Consider the following 19,249-nt stretch of genomic DNA (forward strand, 5'->3'; position numbering starts at 1 on the left):
AAGCTCGAGCGCCCCAGCGCATCGAGCCATCGACCGCGATCTCCGACGGGACGACGCCGCTCACCATCAACACGGTCGCCGGCGGCAGCCGGTCCTCACCGGGTGGATCAGCACATGAACACCTCGCCGCATTCGAGTCCTTCCGATCGCGCTCTGGCCGTTCTTCGCGAGCTCGTGGCGGAGCTCGGGCGAGGCGGGGGTCTCGTCAGCCCGTCGGTGTACGACACCGCGACCGTGCTGATGTTCGATGTCTTTCCCGATGCCAGGGCGAGCATCATCCCATGGCTCCTGGATCAGCAGCGGTCGGATGGGGGCTGGGGGCTCTCGTCGGTCCCACGCGCGCGCGATCTCCCGACGCTGGCGTCGCTCGTGGCCCTCCATCCCTACCGCGAGCTCATGCCGCAGGTACGCCGCGCCTGCGAGGGGGGCCTTGCGTTCCTGCGCAACCAGGCAGCGCATTGGGGGACGTCCTTGCCGGACGACATCCCTGTCGGGCTGGAGCTGCTCATGCCCAGGCTCCTCGACCGGGCCTCCTCGCTCGGCCTCGGCGTCGATTGGGGCCCGTACAGGGCGCTCATTGCGCTCGGCGAGCGGCGCCGGGCCTTGATCGGCAAGGCCCGGCCGGCGGCCGGCAGCGCGGCGTCGCACTCGTGGGAGGGCTGGGGAAGCGGCCCCTCGCCCGACCTCCTCGACGCGAGCGGCGGCGTCGGGCACAGCCCCGCGGCCACGGCCGCCTGGCTTCACGCATCCCGGGACAAGGTCGGCCTCGCGGGCGCACGAGCGGCGGCGCGCGAGTACCTGCTTCGAGCGAGCGACGCGACCGAGGTCGGGATCCCCGGCGTCGTCCCCACGGTGTGGCCCATCCGCCGATTCGAGCAGGCCTGGGTCCTGTATGCGCTGCGGGCCTTCGATCTCCTCGACCATCCACGGCTGGGCGACGTGGCGCGGCCGCAGCTGCTCGACCTCCGCGCCGCGCTTCGCCCCGAGGGCATCGGCATGAGCGACGCGTTCACGCAGGACGGCGACATCACCTCGACGGTCATCGCCACCTTGGGAGAGCTCGCGGCGCCCCGCGCCATCGAGACGCTGCGGCGCTTCGAGCGAGGCGGGATGTTCATCACGTACGCGAACGAGCTGCAACCCTCGCTCACGACCAATGCACACGCGATGCACGCCCTCGCGTCCCGCGGGGAGAAGGCGTCGGAGCCGGCGCGGTACCTCCTCGAGCGTCAGCAGCCGGACGGGCGGTGGGTTGGCGACAAATGGCACAGCTCCTGGCTTTACACGACCAGCCAGGTCATCCTGGCCCTCTCGCACGAGGGGCAGCTGCCCGCCGTGAAGCGCGGCATGGAGGCGCTGCTGCGCGCCCAGCGCGGCGATGGCGGCTGGGGAGCCGGCGGCGCGCCCACCGCGGCAGAGACGGCGTACGCCGTGCTCGCGCTCCGCGCCGCCCGAAGGAACCGCGAGCTCGAATCGATGGCGCGGGGCGCCTGGCGACGGGGGTGCGACTGGCTGATATCGAACCATGACATCGGCGCCGGCCAGGAAGATCTCCGCTGGATCGGCAAGGAGCTGTATTGCCCGGCGCGGGTGGACCGCGCGTGGGTCCTCGGCGCGCTCCTCGTGTCGCAACCGTCATGGGAAAACTAGACGATCTGATGGAAAGGGCGTGGCAGAGCCACGTCTTCGGCGATTCCTACCCGGCCGCCGTCGGCCGTCGCGCGCTCTCCGAGAGGATGCGCGCCGTGCACGCGTGTTTTCTCGAGAGGTTCCGCCCGATCGTCCAGGGCGCCTTACCCGACCTCGATCCGGAGCACATCGAGCGCGTCGTGCGCCAGATCGGCCCCAAGGCGACCGCGTTCTGCGCCGCGATCGCGATCGAAATCGAAGAGATCGAGCGCCTCGCCGAGGTCTCCATCGTATTTGGGCTCCTGTTCCTGTTCGATGGCCTGATGGATGACGGGGACCTGGCGATGGTGGTCGCGACGCACCGGTTCATCGAGGTTCACGCGCCGCGCCTGCACGTTCCCGCGTCGAACGACGCGAAACAGCTGGCGTCCGCCGTCCTCCGGCGCGAGCTCGACGCGGCCAGGGCGCCGCGCCCCGATCCTGCCCTCGTCGCGGCGCGCGCTCGACCTCTGGCGGAGGTGGCGCGCCTGCTGCGTCGCCTGAGCTCTCCCGAGGACGCGGGCGCGCTCATCGAGTCGCCTGTCGCCGGCTTTCTGAGCCATGGTTCCGCCATGCGGCAGCTCAGCCAGCGTTATCTCGAGCGCGAAGAGGGTGCGTTCTGGGACGACCACGCCGGCGATTTCGTCGCGCATGCGATCGGGAGCATTCAAACGGCCGGGACGGTCGCCGTCGTCTACAGCCTCTACCGGAGCGCGAGCCCCGAGCTCCCCACGATGGGACAGGTGCTGGCCTCCCCGGCGGTCAGGCGCGTGTGCGAGCGATTCGCCGACGCGGCTTCGCGCATCTTCGACGACGTGGGAGATCAGGACGTCGATCGGCGCTCGGGCCCCCGCGGCCGGTTCGATCTCAACCTCTTCAACCATCCGAACCGAAGGCTCGTCGAGGCCACCCTGCGGTTCGTCGGCGTCGATGACGAGGACGTCATCGCGGCGACGCTGCGCGACCTCGCCGCCGACGACAGCGCCGGGGATGGCCGCGTCGTCGAGCGATTCGTCGACGTCGTGCGCGGCGGCGTGGCGAGCTTGCCGGCGGAGTGCTGGCGCGACGCGGGCGTGTTCCTGATGCTCCTCAAGAGGATCATCGAGTCGGGATACGTGAACACGCTGGGCGACGCTGCGCTCGCGGAGTGACGCAGTGGCGCCGGGCGCGCCGCCCGGCGGAGCGTCGCCTGCCCAGGGGGGCGCTCAGGCGAGCGCCTTCGCCATCGCGGCGATGCGCTCGGCGCCGGCGGGGCTGAGCTCGCCGAGCGCGCGGACGAAGTTCGGGTGGGTCATGCCCGAGCCGAGGAACGTCCAGCGGTAGGAGCGCTGCTGCGCCTCGAAGATCTCGGCCTTCTCGGCCTCGGCGAGGGGGCGGCCGGCGGCGCGCTCCAGGGCCTCGATGTCGAGCCTGGCCTGCGCGGCGAGGCCGCCGTCGAGCATCGTGCCGATGGATACGTAGTCGTCGAAGGCCCGGGCGATGCCCTCCGGCCCGGCCTCGCGGGCGAGCTTGGCCACGAGCAGCGTGTCGAGCTTGGCGTGCTGGGCCTCCTCCATCCAGTGGTGGCGGAGCAGGCTCGAGAACTGTGGGTCGAGGCCCTCGGCGTCACCCTCCTTGACGCTGTCGAGGTAGTGGCGCTGCGTCATCCACTCGAGGTGCAGGGTCACCATCGCGACGCCGAGCGCGCCGTGCTTCAGGATCGCCGCCGCGACGTCCTTCGCGGGGCCGATGGCCCCGCACTCCGCGCCGAAGCCGCGCGCGAACTCCGCAGAGAACCGGCGGAAGAGGTGGATATGCTTCGCCTCCTCCTCGGCGAACGTGACGAGCGCGCGCACCTCGACCGCGTCGGCGCCGTGGACCGCGGCGCGCGCCTGATCGAGCACGAACGGCAGGATGAACTCCTCCACGAAGCCAAAGAGGTAAAGATAGCTGTTGCCGCGGATCTGGTTGAGCAGGAGCTTCTCCCGCGCGCTCAGACAGCGGATCGACGCCGTGCCCGCGAGCGACTCGGGCAGGAAGGGCTTCGAGAAGTCGAGCTGCTTGTCACCGCCGATGATGTCCTCGACGCGCCAGGTGATCTTGTGCGAATCCGCCAGGGTCGCCTCGTAGGTGTAGCTGTGCGTGAGCATGATCCTCCCTTTCCTGGTCGAGCCGCTCGGCGTCGCGCGACGCGTAGCGGAACGAGAGCACACGAGCGCTCGCCGGACGTCAAGGCGCGCCGGCGTCGACGTGCGCGCGACCGTCAACCGCATCACCCTTGGATCAAGGAGGAGGCGGAGGCGGTGGATCCTGCTCCGGGCGCGCCTGCCGCGGGGCCCACAGCGGGTAGTCGACGCCGGCGAGGCGATTGATGAGGATGGCCTGGAGCGTGAGCAGGACAACCCCGCCGAGGAGCACGAGGAGCATCGGAGGCCGGGACAGGATGCCCAGCGAGACGATGAGCGTCGTCGCGCCCGCGGGAGGGTGTGGCGCGCGGGCGAGCACCATGAGGCCGGCCGTGAGCCCCAGCGAGAGCGCCGCGGCGATGGCGCGCGGGAGGGTCACCCCGGTCGCGGTCGCCGGACCTGCGTGCGTGAGCCCGGTGATGAGCAGGCTCATGTACGCGACCGCGATGCCGATGCTGTGCCCAACGATGGTGGTGCGCGGCGCGGCCGACGCCGCCGTGGGAGTGTAAAAGAACAGGAAGGCCGTTGGCCCGAGCGACGGAAAGACGAAGGGCGACTTCGTCACCACGGCGAGGGCTGCCATCAGGCCGATGCTCACGAACCCGTTCACGCAGCTGAAGACCGCGAGCACCGGTATCTTGGAGTAGCGCTGGAGGAGCCACGGGAGCCTGAGGCGCGTGAAGATGCCGCGCACCACGTCCGTCATCTCGCCGCCGAGCGGGTGCCGCGGCGAGATCGGGCCGTAACCGCGCCCGTTTCCCCACGGCTCCACCGCCGGGGTCGATTGCCTGTCTCTCTCTGTCATCCTTCGTTCCTCGCGAGCGGGCCGCGCCTCCACGCGGCGCGCGCCCGCTTCCGCGGCTGCGCTCGCCGGCGGGCGCCACGGCCAGCTCACCACGATTCTACTCCGGGCTCCGCGAGATGGATCGGGGATCTCGCCCGACGCGCTCGGGCCCGCCGGGCAGCGCGCCTGCGCGCGGCGCGCGCGACCGATGGCGCGGCCTGTCGAGCGATCGCCACGACCCCTTCACGCTCGAGACGACCGTCACACGCTGGTCGGTGACCGCGCCTCCCTGGGCAGGATCAGAACTTCTCCACCGACGGGCGCACGTCGAGCTCGAGGGTCCAGACGCTCGGCGCTTGGGCGTGGAGCTGGAAGTAGGTCTCTGCCAGCGCCTCCGGCGATAGCAGGGTGTCGGCCTTCCTCCCGGGTACCATGGCGCGCACCCGCGGGGTGTCGATCAGCCCGTCGATGACGACGTGCGCCACGTGGATGCCGCGCGGGCCGAACTCGCGCGCGAGCGACTGCGCGACGGCGCGCAGGCCGAACTTGCCGACGGCGAGGGACGCGAAGCGGGCTCCGCCGCGGAGCGAGGCGGTGGCGCCCGTGAAGAGGATCGTCCCTCGGCCGCGCTCGAGCATGCCGGGCAGCGCCGCCTGAGCGCTCACGAAGCCGCCGAGGCAGCTGATCTTCCAGTCGTCCTCGAGCTCTCGCGGCGTGAGCTCAAGGGCGCCGGCCACGCGGAAGGCGCTGGCGTTGTAGATCAGCACCTCCACCGGCCCGAGCGACGCCTCCACGCGCGCGAACGCCGCCGCCACGGCGGCAGCGTCGGTGGCGTCCCCCGGGACGCTCAAGGCGCGCCCTCCGGCGCCCTCGATCTCCCGCTGCACGGCCTCGCAGGCGGCGGCCGTCCGGGCCATGAGGCCGACGGAGTACCCCTCGCGCGCGAAGCGCCTCGACACCGCGGCCCCGAGCCCGGGGCCGACACCGACGACGACCGCTGTCTTGTTCGAGCTCATGAAGGACGCCCTCCCGCCGGCCCTCGCGCCGGCGAACCGCGGCAGCGTAGCCCGTCCTGGCCCGCGCGAACCACACACACCGGCCGAGATCGTCCCCGGCTCGGTCCGGAGGTCAGCCCCCCAGAAGAGCTACGGGCTCCCCGGCGCATCCCTCCACTGCCGCACGAAGAACGGCCACGCGTCGTGAAGGTACAGGCCGAAGGGGATCCACCAGACGAGATCGTTCGTCAAGCAGAGCACGGCGGACCGAGGCGGCCATTGCCCGGTGACGAGCAGCCCAGCGAGGCCGATCGGCCCGAGCACCTTGCCGAGCAGACCGACGCTCGCAAGGAGGAACCCGCGCTCGGGCGCGCGCGCGACCTCCGCGTAGAGGATGGCGTACACCCCGACGACCATCCCCAGGCAGGCGAAGATCGGCGGGTGATTGAGGGGTTCCATGCCCGCGAAGCGAAAGAGCCATTGCGGGTCGGCGGCGGCGTAGAGCCCCCAGCAGGCGTTGTAGAGGGCAGCCAGCGCGAAGACGGCGCGGTGCAGGCGGCGGCGGGGGATCATCGCGGGGCGACCTCGGCGGAAGGCCGGCGCTCATACACCGCGTCGACGCCGGGCACGAGCCGGATCTCGCCCGCGCCGAGCGCGCCGTGACGACGCGCTCGGACCCGTCAGATGCCGCCGCCGTCCTCGAAGACGTCGCTCCGCACCTGGGCCTGGCTGATCCGGCTGTTCGGCGGGACGCTGCGCGTGAGCCACACATTGCCGCCGATGCTCGATCCGCGGCCGATGGTGATGCGCCCGAGGATCGTCGCGCCGGCATACACCACCACCTGGTCCTCGACGATGGGGTGGCGGTCGATCCCCTTGATGGGGTTCCCGCTCGCGTCGCGCGGGAAGCTCTTCGCGCCGAGGGTGACGCCCTGGTAGAGGCGCACGCGCTCGCCGATACGGCACGTCTCCCCGATGACGACGCCCGTCCCGTGATCGATGAAGAAGCTCGCCCCGATCTCGGCGCCGGGGTGGATGTCGATGCCGGTGTCGGCGTGCGCGATCTCGGAGAGGATGCGCGGGATGAGCGGTACGCCGAGCGTGTAGAGCAGGTGCGCGATCCGGTGGTGCATGATCGCCGTGATGCCCGGATAGCAGAACACCGCCTCGTCGATGCTGGTCGCCGCCGGGTCGCCCTCGAACGCCGCGCGCACGTCGGTCTCGAGCAGCTCCTGCACCGCGGGGAGGCCCGCGGCGAAGTCGCGCACGATCTCGGCGGCGCGCCCCTCGCGGCGGGCGGCCTCGCGGGCGTCGAGCTCCCTCGGGAAGCCAAGGCCCCTCCGGACCTGCTCGTGGAGCGCGAGCAGCGCCGCGTCGAGCGTGTGCCCGACGAAGTAGTCGGTCCCCTCCTCGGTGAGATCCGCGGGCCCGAAGTGCGCCGGGAAGAACACGGCGCGCAGATCGCGCGCGATGCCGACGAGCACCTCGCGCGACGGCAGCGCCTGCCGCCCGAGCTTCTGGCGCGCGCCGTCGATCCCCCGGCCGGCGGCGCGCAGCTCCGCGACCACCGAGCCGAGCGCCCAGGACGCGCCGGACACGGCGGGCGCGCGGTAAACCCCGTGATCGGCCTCGCTCATGTCGCGAGCCCCTTCTCGTCGAAGAGCCCCTCGAAGAGGGCCGTGCTCAGGTAGCGCTCGCCCGAGTCGGGGAGGATGACCACGATCGTCTTGCCCTCGCTCTCCTTGCGCTTCGCGATGCGTGCCGCGACCGCCACCGCCGCGCCGGACGAGATCCCCGAGAGGATGCCCTCCTCGCGCGTCAGCCGCCGCGCATAGGCGATCGCCTCCTCGTTGGTCACCTGTTCGATCTGATCGACGATCGACAGATCGAGCACGTCGGGCACGAAGCCCGCGCCGATCCCCTGGATCTTGTGCGGCCCCGGCCTGAGCGGCTCCCCGGCGCGCGTCTGCGTGAGCACCGGGCTGTGCGCGGGCTCGACCGCGACGGAGGTGATCGCCTTGCCCTTCTGGTGCTTGATGAAGCGCGAGACGCCCGTGATCGTGCCGCCGGTCCCGACGCCGGACACGAGGATATCGACCTTCCCGGCCGTGTCCTCCCAGATCTCCGGGCCCGTCGTCCGCTCGTGGATCGCGGCGTTCGCCGGGTTCTTGAACTGCTGCAGGAGCACGTACCGGCCCGGGTTCGACGCGACGATCTCCTCCGCCTTCGCGATGGCGCCGCTCATCCCCCGGGGCCCCTCGGTGAGCACCAGCTTCGCGCCGTAACCCACGAGGAGCTTGCGGCGCTCGATGCTCATCGTCTCGGGCATGGTCAGCGTGAGCGGATAGCCGCGCGCCGCCGCGACGAAGGCCAGCGCGATGCCCGTGTTGCCGCTCGTCGGCTCGACGATCTCCTTCCCCGGACCGAGGAGCCCCCGCTTCTCGGCGTCCCACACGAGCGCCGCGCCGAGGCGGCACTTCACGGAGTACGCCGGATTGCGTCCCTCGATCTTCGCGAGCACGAGCGCGCCCGCGCCGTCGACGGCGCGACGGAGGCGCACGAGCGGCGTGCGGCCGATGGATTCTGCGTTGTCTTCGAACCAGCCGCGTGTGACGTTCGACATGGGCCCTCTGGGGTGCGACGGCATGCCTCCGCGTCCTCGAGGTCGGAGGACGTCGATCGGGCAGCGAACGCCGCGCTTGATTACCAGCGGATGTTCATCTAACATAACGGATAGAGCACGCCAAGCACTTTATGCCCCACCGAGGCCGGTCGCCGCTCAGTGCTCGTGGCGCGCCGGTGGCTCGGGGCCGGCGCTCCATCACCCGACTCCTCATCTTTCATTTCGGACGACACCGCAACGCCGCCGCAACGCCGCCGCAACGCTGCCGCAACGACACCGCAACCCCCTTGGGCCTCGACCTCAGCTGACGTCCGCCGATGTCCCCCTCCACCACGGCACGTGCGGCTACGCTCCACCATCGCAGAAGGAAAATCCGCTTTATAGGAGTCCGACATGGTGGAAATTACATCTGCTTTACAGGAGGAAAGCGTCCAGGGCGTCACGAGCGCCATTGCGGCAACCTAGGAAGAAGCTGTAGTACTGGCTCAGCTTTGGCGGAGACATCCCCCCCACGCGCCAAAGCTCGAGGAAAAGCCCTGCCATGACGAACCACGAAAGCCATTTGCTTGGCGAGCGCGCCGCAAGGCAACACGCCAACACGAGCAAGACTCCGCCCCAGTGGGCCGGTTCCACCCCGCGTTGGCTCGTGCAGCTGCTCCCCTGGACGCCCGTCGAAGCAGGCGTGTACCGCCTCAACCGGGTCACCGATAGCGATTTCGCGGTCGATTGCAGCCCGGATGACGCGGCCGAGCTGCCCACGGCGCGCATTCACTATGAAGAGCAGCCGCGCGAGTTCGTGCTCAACACGGTGACCACGACGATCCAGGTGCACACCCGGATCTCCGACCTGTTCCGCAGCCCCATGGATCAGGTGAAAGAGCAGCTCACCGTCCTCGTCGAGAAGCTCAAGGAGAAGCAAGAGGACGAGCTGATCAACAACGGCAACTACGGCCTGCTCAACAGCGTGCATGAGAGCATGCGGGTCAAGCCGCGCGGCGCCGGCCCCACGCCGGACGATCTCGACGAGCTCATCGCGCGCGTGTGGAAGGAGCCGGCCTTTTTCCTGGCGCACCCGCGCGCCATCGCGGCGTTCGGTCGCGAATGCACGAAGCGCGGCGTTCCGCCGCCGACGGTGACCCTGTTCGGCTCGCAGTTCCTCACGTGGCGCGGCCTCCCGCTCATCCCCACCGACAAGCTGCACCTCGCGGGCAACAAGACCGATATCCTCCTGGTCCGCACCGGCGAGAAGAAGCGCGGTGTCGTGGGCCTGTTCCAGCCCGGGATCCCCGGCGAGGTGAGCCCGAGCCTGTCGATTCGCTTCATGGGCATCAACCAGCTCGGGGCTGCCTCGTACCTCGCGTCCCTGTACTGCTCGGCGGCGGTTCTGACCGAAGACGCGCTCGGCGTGCTCGAGGGCGTCCAGGTGGACACCTACTATGAGTACAAGTGAGATCCTGACAGCGGATCTCCAGGGTGCTCTGCCGCAGGTGACCCACGCCGTAGGGAGCTCTGGGATCGCGCCCTTGAACGTGCCTCTCTCGGCGCCGGGCGGCGCGCCCGCGCCGGCGCCCGGCGTCCCCGGCTTCGACCCCGCCTCCCTGGCCGCGGTGATCGCGCAGCTCGCGAACGAGATGCTCGGCGCGCCGGTGAAGCAGGGGGCGGCGGCGCAGGCGGCGCCGCTTCCTGGCGCCGCGCCGTCGCAGTCACCCGTCCCGCACCTGGCGGCGGCTGGCGCGGCGCCGTCACCTGTACCGGGGCCGTCCGCGGCGGCGGCCCCCGTCTACCCCGGGTCGGCCCCCGCCTACTCCGGCTCTGTCCCCGCCTATTCGGGCTCTGTCCCCCCCTATTCCGGCGCGGCGCTGCCGGCTCCCGGCTCGGTCCTCGCTTCCTCCGGCGCGGCGCCGACCTCCCCCGGCGAGGCGTCGCTGCCGGACTCGACGGTGCGCGCTGGGTTCGTCCGCGTCCCGCTCGTGGGCTCCGATCCGCTGAGCCTGGGAGCGGTCGATGATGTGCTCCGCGTCCCGATGCTGGGCGATCTCGCGGGCCGCGACGCCGACCCGTACTTCGTGCCCGGCGCGCCCGCGCTGGGCATCGAGTCGCCGGTCGGCCCTCCCCAGGTCGAAGCGCACGAGATCCGCGCCGTGGATCCGGCGCTGGTCCGCGGCGTGAGCGGCTCCGCCGGCATCCTGGACCCCCACGCGATCCGCCGCGACTTCCCCATCCTCGAGGAGCGGGTCCACAACAAGCGGCTCATCTGGCTCGACAACGCGGCGACGACCCAGAAGCCCCGGGCCGTCATCGATCGTCTCTCGTACTTCTACGAGCACGAGAACTCCAACATCCACCGCGCGGCGCACGCGCTCGCGGCCCGCGCAACGGACGCGTACGAGGCGGCGCGCGAGGCGACGCGCCGCTTCATCAACGCCCCGTCCACGCGCGAGATCGTGTTCGTGCGCGGCACCACCGAGGGGATCAACCTGATCGCCCAGAGCTGGGGCCGGAGGAACGTGGGCCCGGGCGACGAGATCGTCATCACGTGGCTCGAGCACCACGCCAACATCGTGCCGTGGCAGCAGCTCTGCTCCGAGAAGGGCGCAAGGCTCCGTGTCGCTCCCGTGGACGACCGGGGCCAGGTGATCCTCGAGGAGTACGAGAAGCTGCTCGGCCCGCGGACGCGCATCGTCTCGATCACGCAGGTCTCGAACGCGCTCGGCACCATCACGCCCGCCCGCGAGATGGTGGCGATGGCGCACCGGCACGGCGCGCGCGTCGTCGTGGACGGCGCGCAAGCGGTGTCCCACATGCGCGCGGACGTGCAGCTCCTCGACTGTGACTTCTACGTGTTCTCGGGCCACAAGGTGTTCGGTCCCACGGGCATCGGCGCCGTCTTCGGCAAGAGCGAGGTGCTCGACGCGATGCCGCCCTGGCAGGGCGGCGGCAACATGATCGCGGACGTCACCTTCGAGCGGACGATCTACCACCCGCCCCCCGCGCGCTTCGAGGCCGGCACCGGCAACATCGCGGACGCGGTCGGCCTCGGGGCCGCGCTCGACTACGTGACGCGGATCGGGATCGAGAACATCGGCCGCTACGAGCACGAGCTGCTGCACTACGCCACCCACGCCCTCGCGACCGTCCCCGGGCTGCGGCTCATCGGCACCGCGGCCGACAAGGCGGGCGTGCTCTCCTTCGTCCTCGATGGGCAGCGCACCGAGGACGTGGGCGGGGCGCTCGACCGGGAGGGCATCGCGGTGCGCTCGGGCCACCACTGCGCGCAGCCCATCCTGCGCCGCTTCGGCCTGGAGAGCACCGTGCGCGCGTCGCTCGCCCCCTACAACACCTGCGAGGACATCGACGCGCTGGTTGACGCGCTGCATAGAATCCAGATCGGGAGGTCGCGCTGACTGGCCGTCCGGCGGCTGTCCGCTGAGGCGGACGCCGCCGGGCTCCCTGCCAGCCGCCCTCGCCGTCCACCCCCCTGGTTGGATCGTCAAAACAGGCTGAACACACGGGATTTCGAAGGTTTTCGTCTCGACGGCGAACTTGTGTCCCCCGGGTTGCCACTGTCGCACGCGTCCGTTATAATGGACGCATGATCCAGACGATATCGCCCAGGGACGCGGACGAGCTGATCAAGAGCGGCGAGGTGGACGTTGTGGATGTGCGTGAGCCACGCGAGTGGTCGGTCGGACACGTGCCGCACGCGCGGCTGGTGCCCCTCGATCAACTGAGAGCGGATCCGCAGCGGGCCCTGCCGCGTGATCGGGTGGTGTTCGTGTGCGCAAAGGGCGCCCGCAGCCTGACGGCGGCGAAGCTCGCCGAGCGGCTCGGGTTGAACCAGCTCTACAACCTGGATGGCGGCACGAGCGGCTGGGTGAAGGCGGGGCTTCCGCTCGAGCACAGCTGAGCTGGGCTCACGCCGGCCGCATTTGCCCCGCGTTGCGGCTGGCGCGCGGCGGCGCCGTCGCAAGATGTGCGGCATGGCCCTGCGCGCACTTCGCACCTTCGTCCTCGTCCCCCTGTTCGCCGCTGCGTGCGCCCGAGGCGCCCCGCCTCCTGCCGCCGCGCCGGCTCCCCTGCCCTCGCCGGCGCCCTCGGCGGCCGCGAGCACCGCGCCCGCCTCGCGCTCGGCACCTGCCGCGGCCCAGCGACTCCCGGCCTGGGTCGAGCGCAGCAACGAGCACGCAAAGGTCCTCCTCGACGTGCTCGTCCGGTTCTCGCCGGAGCGCGCCGGCGCTCTCGGGATCGAGCGCGCGGACCGGGAGATCGCGGATCTATCGCCCGGGGTCGAGGCGCAGAAACGCGCGGCCTTCCGCGCGGCCATCGTGGAGCTCCAGAAACGGCGAGAAACCCAGAAGGACCCGGCGGTCGCCGAAGATCTGCAGATCTTGCTGGACGCCGCGGACCGGGCCGTTCGCAGCTCGGAGCTCGCGGAGAAGTACAGCGTCACCTATGTGCACGTCACGGGGCTCGTGTTCGACGGCATCTCGAACCTCCTGGACGACCGGGTATCACCGGCGCGGCGGGCTGCGGCCCGCACGCGCCTCCGGCGCTATGCCGGCATGGAGGCGGGCTACGTGCCCATCGCCGAGCAGGCCATGGCCAGGCTCCTCCAGGACCTCGAGAAGCCCGGATTGCTCGCCCCGCCCAGGATGGAGATCGAGCGGCACCTCGCCACGAACGCCCGCGTGCGGGAGGGCATCGGTGAGCTGTTCAGGAAATACGGCATCAGCGGCCATGACGAGCCGCTCGCGGCGCTGAATCGCCAGCTCGAGGCGTACGACGCGGCGCTGCGCAGCGACGTGCTCCCCCGGGCGCGGACCGACTTCGCGTTGCCGCGGCCGCTCTATGCGTTCGCGCTCGAGTCGTACGGCGTCGATCTGCCGCCCGCCGAGCTCGCGCCCCTGGCCCACGCCGCCTTCGAGGATCTGACGGCGCAGATGCAGGAGCTCTCGAGCTCGGTCGCCAGGGCGCGCGAGCTGCCAGGCGCGGATTACCGCGACGTGCTCCGCGCCCTGAAGAAAGAGCAGCTGGTGGGCGAGGCCATCTTGCCGCATTACAAGGCGCGGCTGGCCCAGATAGAGGACATCATCAGGAAAGAGCGCCTCGTCACGCTGCCCGAGCGGCCTGCGCGCATCCGGCTCGGCACCGCCGCCGAGAGCGCCGAGACGCCAGCGCCGCACATGCGGCCGCCGCGGCTGCTCGGCAACCAGGGGGAAGTGGGGGAGTTCGTGTTGCCGCTCAGCCTCCCGGGCCCCCCCGGCGCCGCGGACGGGCTGCAGAAGGTTGACGACTTCACCCATGCAGCGGCGTCGTGGACGCTCACCGCCCACGAGGCGCGCCCCGGACACGAGCTCCAGTTCGCCTCGCTCGTCGAGCGCGGCGTCTCGATCGCCCGGGCGGTCTTCGCGATGAACAGCGCCAACACCGAGGGGTGGGGGCTGTACTCCGAGGCCCTCGTGTTCCCGTTCATGCCGCCCGAGGGTCAGCTCGTCTCGCTGCAATACCGCCTGCTGCGGGCCGCGCGCGCCTTCCTGGATCCGGAGCTCCAGGCCGGCAAGATCACGCCTGCGGCCGCGCGCGCCTTCCTGGAGCAGGAAGTGGTGCTGTCGGCGCCGTTCGCTCGGTCCGAGGTGGAGCGCTACACGTTTCGCGCGCCGGGACAGGCGACATCGTATTTCTACGGGTTCACCCGGCTGATGGAGCTCCGGGCAGAGGTCGAGTCCATGATGGGCCCTCGCTTCGATGCGCAGCGATTTCACGATTTCGTGCTCGCCCAGGGGATCCTGCCGCCGGAGCTGCTGCGCAAGGCCGTGTTCGAGCGATTCGTCGGGGATCAGCCGGCGCGCTGAGCGAGGAGGAGCGAGCGAGAGCGGTCTCGATCCAGCGCGGCGTCCCCCTTGCGGCGCGCCTCGCCGGCTCCACCTGTCGTGTCGGGCACGGGAGCGCCGGAGGGTGACGCATGGGAATGAACGAGAAGAAGGCAGCGGAGCGACAGCCGGAATCGCCTGAAGGCGCCGCGGCCGGCCCCGAGGCGACGAGGGCGAAGACGCGCAAGGAGCGGAGCCCGCAGACACCGCTCGATCGCGGCGGGGCGCTCTCGCAGCGCGAGGCGTGGGAGCCTGTGGACGAGGCGTCGGACGAGTCGTTCCCGGCGAGCGACCCGCCGGCCTGGACGCCTATCCACCCGGGCTGAGCGCCGCGGCATGGCGGCGGCGGGGCCCCTCGCCGGCCGCGCGCCCGTCACGGCTCGGGAACGCCCTCTTCGAGCCACGCCCGCGCGCTCTCGGCGGTGAGCTTGAAGTCCGGGGGCACCCTCGACCGCCTCACGGTCTCCCCTGCCGCGTCTCGCCCCGTGAGGATGGCGTGAGGATCGTCCTCATCGGGCACGATGTCGAGGTCCACCCGCATCCGGGCGCCGCCCCCGACCACCGTCGTCACGCTCCGGTGCAGCTGCGCCCGGCGTTGCTGGTCGTGCCGCGAAAGGATCTCGTTCGCCGTCTTCACCAGGGTGGCGAAGGCGCTCGCGTCGAGCGGCTTCGGGTTCTTCTTGTCACGCCCCATCGTCCACGGCCCCACCAGCGAGGGCTCGCTCTGGCCGTCGCACGTCATCTCGACGGCCCACCCATCGTCGTCCTCGTTCTTGATGACCCGCGCCGTCCACCCGTTCCCCTTCCACAGCTTCGGGTCCTGATCTTCAGGACGGATCGGGCGCGTCTGCCCCACCTCGTCGAGCGTCGCGTCCGTCGCATCGTGCGTCGTGTCCATGGGCGCGTCGGTGTACCCGCTGCGCGGCCGGTGCGTCCACTCCCTCCCGCGCATCTCGGGCATTTCCTGTCAGCCCCTCACGGCGCTGGACCACCTCCCTTCACGTCCGAGCGAGGCATGGCAACGGCGTCATTCAAGCGCAGCCGAAGGTCAGGATCGCCACAGACCTCCGCCGCGGGCTGGCTGACGGCCGCGGAGCTGCGACACTCGGCGCATGCTCCTCCACCGGCGCCCCTTCCTGGCCCTGTGCGCCGCAGCCCTCGCCCCGAGCGCCGCCCTCGCCGACCCCGCCGGCGCCGCGCCGCCCTCGCCGCCGCCCCCCGCTTCCCCGCCCGCCTTCGACGTCCGCGACCTCCAGGTCCCCGGCGAGCGCGCCCTCGGCCGGCGGTTCACGCTGCTCGTCCCGAAGCACCTCGCCCCGGGTGAGCGCGTGCCGCTGCTCGTGCTCCTCCACGGCCTCGGCGAGACCGGCGACGAGCGCCTCGGCGCCTTCGCGTGGCTGGAGCGGTACGGCCTCGGGCCGGCCTACGAGCGGCTGCGCCGCCCGCCGCTCGGCCGCACCTCGCGCCGGAAGGACTGGACCGACGCGCGGCTCGCCGAGGTGAACGCCGCGCTCGCGGCGCGGCCGTTCCGCGGCCTCGCGATCGCGTGCCCCTTCACGCCCAACGTCCACAAGGCCCCGAACCCCACCGCGGCGCTCGACGGCTACGCGCGCTGGCTCGCGGAGGTGGTCCTGCCGCGCGCCCGCGCCGAGGCGCCCGCGTTCGACGACGCGGCCCGCACCTCGCTCGACGGCTGCTCCCTCGGCGGCTTCATCGGGATCGAGGTGTTCCTCCGCAGGCCCGAGCTCTTCGGCGCCTGGGGCGGCGTGCAGTCCGCCATCAGCGCCCACCGCGCCCCCGCCTACGCCGACCGGCTCGCCAGGGCCATCGCCGCGGCCGGGCCGCGCGATCTCCACCTGCTCACCAGCGAGGGAGACCCGTTCCGCGACGCGAACGCCACCCTCGCCGCGCAGCTCGCGAAGCGCTCGATCCCCCACACCCTCCGCGTCCTGCCGGGGCCGCACGACCAGCCCTGGCTCCGCGAGGCCGGCACCATCGAGACGCTCCTCTTCCACGACCGGCGACCGCGCTGAGCCGGCGCCGCGCGCCCGATCGCCTACCCGAGCAGCCCCGCCTCCCGCAGGAAGGCGCCCTCGACCGCGGCGTAGTCGGCCTCCACGTCGAGCCGCGCGAGGACCGAGTAGAACCCGAACAGGAGCCGGTTCGGGTATAGCATGGCCCGGCCCATTCCCATGAAGACCAACGCCGCGCGCATCCTCGACAGCCTCGGCATCCCCTACGAGCTGCGCACCTACGAGGTCGACCCGAGCGACCTGACCGCGGGCACCGTGGCCAGGAAGATCGGCCTGCCCCCGGAGCAGGTGTGGAAGACGCTGGTCGCGCGCGGCGATCGCCACGGCGTCTGCTTCGCGGTGGTGCCGGGCAACGCCCAGCTCGATCTCAAGGCGATGGCCAGGCTCACCGGTGACCGGAAGGTCGACACGGTGTCGCTGAAGGAGGTCCAGCCGCTCACCGGTTACGTGCGCGGCGGGGTCACGGCGCTGGGCGCGAAGAAGGCCTATCCCGTCTACGCGGACGAGACGATCGAGCTCTTCGAGGTCGTCTCCATCTCGGCCGGCGTGCGCGGCACGCAGATCCTCGTCGCTCCCGGCGAGTACCTGCGCGCGACCAGGGCGAAGGTCGGCGCCATCGCGGCTCCTGGCGGCGACGCGGATTGAACGCGCGGACCGCCGGATCCGCGGTATGCTGGCAGAGCTCGCCTCCGGTCCGGCGCCGGGCGGCGACGAGGGATATGACCAGAGCGGCATGCGACCTGCGCGATCCGAGCGAGCTGAGCACCGCCGAGCTGCGGCAGCGGTGCCGGGGCTGCAAGCCGTGGGAGCTCGGGCTCGGCGCGGTCCAGCTGGCCGCCTCGGCGGCGGCCGGAGGCGCCGTGCTCGCGGCGGCCGGCGCCTGCATTCCGGGGCTGGTCCAGTGCATCAGCGTGGGTCCGGCGCTCGCGGCCGGGCTCGCGGTCTGGGAGTCGATCGGCGTGGCCAGCGGGTGGCTCCCGGGCGCGGCGTACCGCGATGAGCTCGCGTTCCGCGCGTGGCACGCGGGGCTCTCGCCGTGGGTCGGGCCAGCAGCGCAGCGCCGCTGGGCCAGGCGCGCGCTGGCGCGCCGGCCGGCGGCCCCCGACTGGCTGCTCGTCCTCGAGGGCGTCGCGCCGGCCGGCGGAGGGCGCCGCTGGGTCAAGGTCGAGCTCTCGCTGTCCCCCTCCTCGGACGGCCCGTTCCGCTCGCAGGCCAGCGGGCACGCGCTGCTGCGCGCGGGCGGCGACGGCGCAGAAGCGCCGCACGAGCGGCGCCTCGCGATCGAGGAGCTCGACGACCTGAGGCGGGCCGTCGCAGAGCTCCCGGAGGCGCTCTCGCTGGACCCCCCCGCCTCGCCCCGGGACCCCGCGGTGTTCAACGGCCGCTGCGAGCTGCTCATCGCCAGGAGGACGCCGTTCGCCGCGGCCCAGCTGACGAGCGCGTTTCCGTCGCTCGAGGCAGGCCCTCAGGCGCCCTCGCTGTCGCTGCTGCACCGCCTGGTCCAGCTGGCCTGGCGCGGGGGCGAGTCAGGTCCGAGCCGGCGCGGCCGCTGACGCGGGCGCCTCGCGCATCAGGCGCCGGCCGACCAGCATCAGCAGGACACCGGACGCGAGGAAGGCCAGGTCCCAGCCGAGCTGCCCCGGACCTGGACGGACATGGTGGATCTGCAGGAGGTGATGATCGATCACCCCCTCGACCAGGTTGAACAGCCCCCAGCCCATGGCGGCGGCGCCCGGGAACATCCGTCCGGGGAGCTCAGCTCCGCCCGCGCGCAGGGCGCTCCAGAGCTTGATGACACCTGCCACGGTGAGGCTCAATGCGACAACGCCGAACAGACCGTCGGCGAAGATGTTCCGCCTCACATCGTCGATGGTCGCGCCTGGATGGCAGCTGAAGCAGATCAGATGATGCCACTGCAGGAGCTGATGAAACAGGATGCCGTCGATCAGGCCACCTGCGCCCATGCCGAAGATCACCCCCGCCGTCTTCACGGCGCGTGATGTCCTCGTGGCGGCGATGATCTCCAGCGGGCGGGCTGTGCTCATGAAATCCTCCTGAGCGCGCCCCCATGCGAGCGGCAAACCACAGCCGTCGGGCGGCGGAGGACGGATCGGTCGGGCCGGCGGAGCGACCGGTTCGCCGCCGTCGGACCGCGGCGCTTTCGCCGGCCATGAACCAACGGCGCCCCGACTCCATGGACTGGCCAGCTCGGGCCTGGCACGGAGTTGGCACATGTCGGGGAGAGGAACCCACGTATCCGCAGAAATCGCTGAAAGGTGTCAGATGGACAATCGAATGAACCCGGAACGCGCCGCAGGAACGGCGGAGCCGGAGCACCAGGGTCCCAGGCCGGTCCCTTACACGTACCATGACGGCCGCGAGGATTACCTCCATGTCGGCCGCCGGGAGGGCGCGGAGCCGGATCAGCCCGAGGCGCTGGTCCCGCCTTCCGAGGGGATGACTTCACCTCTCCAGGCGGCGTCCCCGCCGCCCGAAGCCGCCTCGGTGGCCGCCGCGCCGATCGCCTCGCCGCCCGAGGCGACGGCGCTGCCGCCCGAGGCGACGGCGCTGCCGCCCGCGGCGACGCCCGGGTCTCCCCGGGCGGCGCCTCGCGCAGCGGCGCAGCGCCCTCAGCAGGCGATCCGGATGAGCGAGATCGTCACGCGCGGGCTGCGGACCGGCGCCGTGCTGACGGCAGCGACGATGTGCACGATGATGGCAGCGTCCACCCTCAAGCGCGGATCGCCCTGGGCCGCCATGAACGCCATGGCGGCGGCGGTCGGCCTCGGGGGTCGCCGCGCGAAGCGCCGGTTCGACCCGGTCGCCACGCCCGCAGGGATGGCGGCGCTCGCCGGGGGCCTGCTCGTGTGGGGCATCGGCTACGAGAAGGCGCTCGACGCGGCGGGGCGGCGCGGCGGCGCGCTCACGGGCGCGCTGTCGGCGCTCGGCTGCTTTCTGGTCGACGACCTGGTCTTGCCCGACCGGCTCATGAAGAGCCTCCGAGACACGGTGGGCGTGGCCGGCATCGTCGGCCAATACGTCGCCATCGGCGTCGCGAGCGCCGTCGCCCCGCGGTGAGCGCGCGAGGCGCTGGCGCGAGCGCCGCCGTGG

The 19,249-nt window shown here is 71.8% G+C and carries 19 protein-coding genes; 11 read left to right on the forward strand and 8 right to left on the reverse strand.

The features are described from left to right. Positions 1-114: 114 nt before the first annotated feature. Together WMF12_RS24465 and WMF12_RS24470 are read left to right on the forward strand one after the other, a co-directional pair. Positions 115-1,650 carry a hypothetical protein gene (locus WMF12_RS24465; protein WP_437849405.1) on the forward strand — a complete coding sequence of 512 codons (1,536 nt, stop codon included), beginning with the start codon at positions 115-117 and terminating at the stop codon, positions 1,648-1,650. Then, the gene (locus WMF12_RS24470; protein WP_437849407.1) at positions 1,602-2,819 is read left to right on the forward strand and encodes a hypothetical protein; all 1,218 of its coding nucleotides are present in this window, start codon (positions 1,602-1,604) and stop codon (positions 2,817-2,819) included. The genes WMF12_RS24465 and WMF12_RS24470 overlap by 49 nt, the downstream gene beginning before the upstream one ends. A 54-nt stretch (positions 2,820-2,873) precedes the next feature. Here the strand turns inward: WMF12_RS24470 and WMF12_RS24475 are convergent, their stop codons facing one another. The 6 genes from WMF12_RS24475 to cysK form a co-directional block, all read right to left on the reverse strand. Further along, complete coding sequence (locus tag WMF12_RS24475; protein ID WP_437849409.1) at positions 2,874-3,797, reverse strand: hypothetical protein; 924 nt, start codon at positions 3,795-3,797, stop codon at positions 2,874-2,876. A gap of 133 nt (positions 3,798-3,930) precedes the next feature. Then, positions 3,931-4,638: an HPP family protein gene (locus WMF12_RS24480; RefSeq protein ID WP_437849411.1), complete on the reverse strand. Its 708-nt coding sequence runs from the start codon at positions 4,636-4,638 to the stop codon at positions 3,931-3,933. 278 nt (positions 4,639-4,916) lie between these two features. Further along, the gene (locus WMF12_RS24485) at positions 4,917-5,633 is read right to left on the reverse strand and encodes an SDR family NAD(P)-dependent oxidoreductase (RefSeq protein WP_437849412.1); all 717 of its coding nucleotides are present in this window, start codon (positions 5,631-5,633) and stop codon (positions 4,917-4,919) included. Positions 5,634-5,762: 129 nt separating this feature from the next. Then, positions 5,763-6,185, reverse strand: a complete 423-nt coding sequence (locus tag WMF12_RS24490; protein WP_437849414.1) for a hypothetical protein — start codon at positions 6,183-6,185, stop codon at positions 5,763-5,765. Between the two features lie 107 nt (positions 6,186-6,292). Further along, entirely contained in the window at positions 6,293-7,249 is a 957-nt protein-coding gene (gene epsC, locus WMF12_RS24495; protein WP_437849416.1) for a serine O-acetyltransferase EpsC, read from the reverse strand. Then, a complete protein-coding gene (gene cysK, locus WMF12_RS24500; RefSeq protein WP_437849418.1) occupies positions 7,246-8,235 on the reverse strand; it encodes a cysteine synthase A in 990 nt (329 codons plus the stop codon). Before cysK ends, epsC begins: the two co-directional genes overlap by 4 nt. A 541-nt stretch (positions 8,236-8,776) precedes the next feature. On the opposite strand from cysK, the gene WMF12_RS24505 reads away from it, so the two are divergent. The 5 genes from WMF12_RS24505 (at position 8,777) to WMF12_RS24525 (ending at position 14,431) form a co-directional block, all read left to right on the forward strand. Beyond that, positions 8,777-9,685, forward strand: a complete 909-nt coding sequence (locus tag WMF12_RS24505; RefSeq protein WP_437849420.1) for a family 2A encapsulin nanocompartment shell protein — start codon at positions 8,777-8,779, stop codon at positions 9,683-9,685. Continuing rightward, entirely contained in the window at positions 9,672-11,639 is a 1,968-nt protein-coding gene (locus tag WMF12_RS24510; protein WP_437849423.1) for a family 2A encapsulin nanocompartment cargo protein cysteine desulfurase, read from the forward strand. Before WMF12_RS24505 ends, WMF12_RS24510 begins: the two co-directional genes overlap by 14 nt. Before the next feature lie 188 nt (positions 11,640-11,827). After that, positions 11,828-12,142 carry a rhodanese-like domain-containing protein gene (locus WMF12_RS24515; RefSeq protein WP_012237276.1) on the forward strand — a complete coding sequence of 105 codons (315 nt, stop codon included), beginning with the start codon at positions 11,828-11,830 and terminating at the stop codon, positions 12,140-12,142. 73 nt (positions 12,143-12,215) lie between these two features. Beyond that, positions 12,216-14,087: a DUF885 domain-containing protein gene (locus WMF12_RS24520; protein ID WP_437849424.1), complete on the forward strand. Its 1,872-nt coding sequence runs from the start codon at positions 12,216-12,218 to the stop codon at positions 14,085-14,087. 110 nt (positions 14,088-14,197) lie between these two features. Beyond that, entirely contained in the window at positions 14,198-14,431 is a 234-nt protein-coding gene (locus WMF12_RS24525) for a hypothetical protein (protein ID WP_437849426.1), read from the forward strand. A 47-nt stretch (positions 14,432-14,478) separates the two neighbouring features. Here WMF12_RS24525 and WMF12_RS24530 read toward each other — a convergent pair whose 3' ends face one another. Further along, the gene (locus WMF12_RS24530; protein ID WP_437849428.1) at positions 14,479-15,057 is read right to left on the reverse strand and encodes a hypothetical protein; all 579 of its coding nucleotides are present in this window, start codon (positions 15,055-15,057) and stop codon (positions 14,479-14,481) included. A gap of 160 nt (positions 15,058-15,217) precedes the next feature. Here WMF12_RS24530 and WMF12_RS24535 point away from each other — a divergent pair, with 160 nt between their 5' ends. The 3 genes from WMF12_RS24535 (at position 15,218) to WMF12_RS24545 (ending at position 17,691) form a co-directional block, all read left to right on the forward strand. Beyond that, positions 15,218-16,138, forward strand: coding sequence for an alpha/beta hydrolase (locus WMF12_RS24535; RefSeq protein ID WP_437849430.1), 921 nt, complete (start codon positions 15,218-15,220; stop codon positions 16,136-16,138). A gap of 159 nt (positions 16,139-16,297) precedes the next feature. After that, complete coding sequence (gene ybaK / locus WMF12_RS24540) at positions 16,298-16,783, forward strand: Cys-tRNA(Pro) deacylase (protein ID WP_437739075.1); 486 nt, start codon at positions 16,298-16,300, stop codon at positions 16,781-16,783. A gap of 74 nt (positions 16,784-16,857) precedes the next feature. Then, positions 16,858-17,691 (forward strand): hypothetical protein, encoded by an 834-nt coding sequence (locus WMF12_RS24545; protein WP_437849432.1) that lies wholly within the window; start codon positions 16,858-16,860, stop codon positions 17,689-17,691. Here WMF12_RS24545 and WMF12_RS24550 read toward each other — a convergent pair. After that, positions 17,665-18,183, reverse strand: a complete 519-nt coding sequence (locus tag WMF12_RS24550) for a DUF2243 domain-containing protein (RefSeq protein ID WP_437849433.1) — start codon at positions 18,181-18,183, stop codon at positions 17,665-17,667. The genes WMF12_RS24545 and WMF12_RS24550 overlap by 27 nt on opposite strands. Before the next feature lie 238 nt (positions 18,184-18,421). Here WMF12_RS24550 and WMF12_RS24555 point away from each other — a divergent pair, with 238 nt between their 5' ends. Continuing rightward, positions 18,422-19,216, forward strand: a complete 795-nt coding sequence (locus WMF12_RS24555; protein ID WP_437849435.1) for a hypothetical protein — start codon at positions 18,422-18,424, stop codon at positions 19,214-19,216. Positions 19,217-19,249: the final 33 nt, after the last annotated feature.

The sequence above is a fragment of the Sorangium sp. So ce363 genome (assembly GCF_051520435.1).
In the GTDB taxonomy this organism is placed as follows: Bacteria; Myxococcota_A; Polyangia; order Polyangiales; family Polyangiaceae; genus Sorangium; species Sorangium cellulosum_B.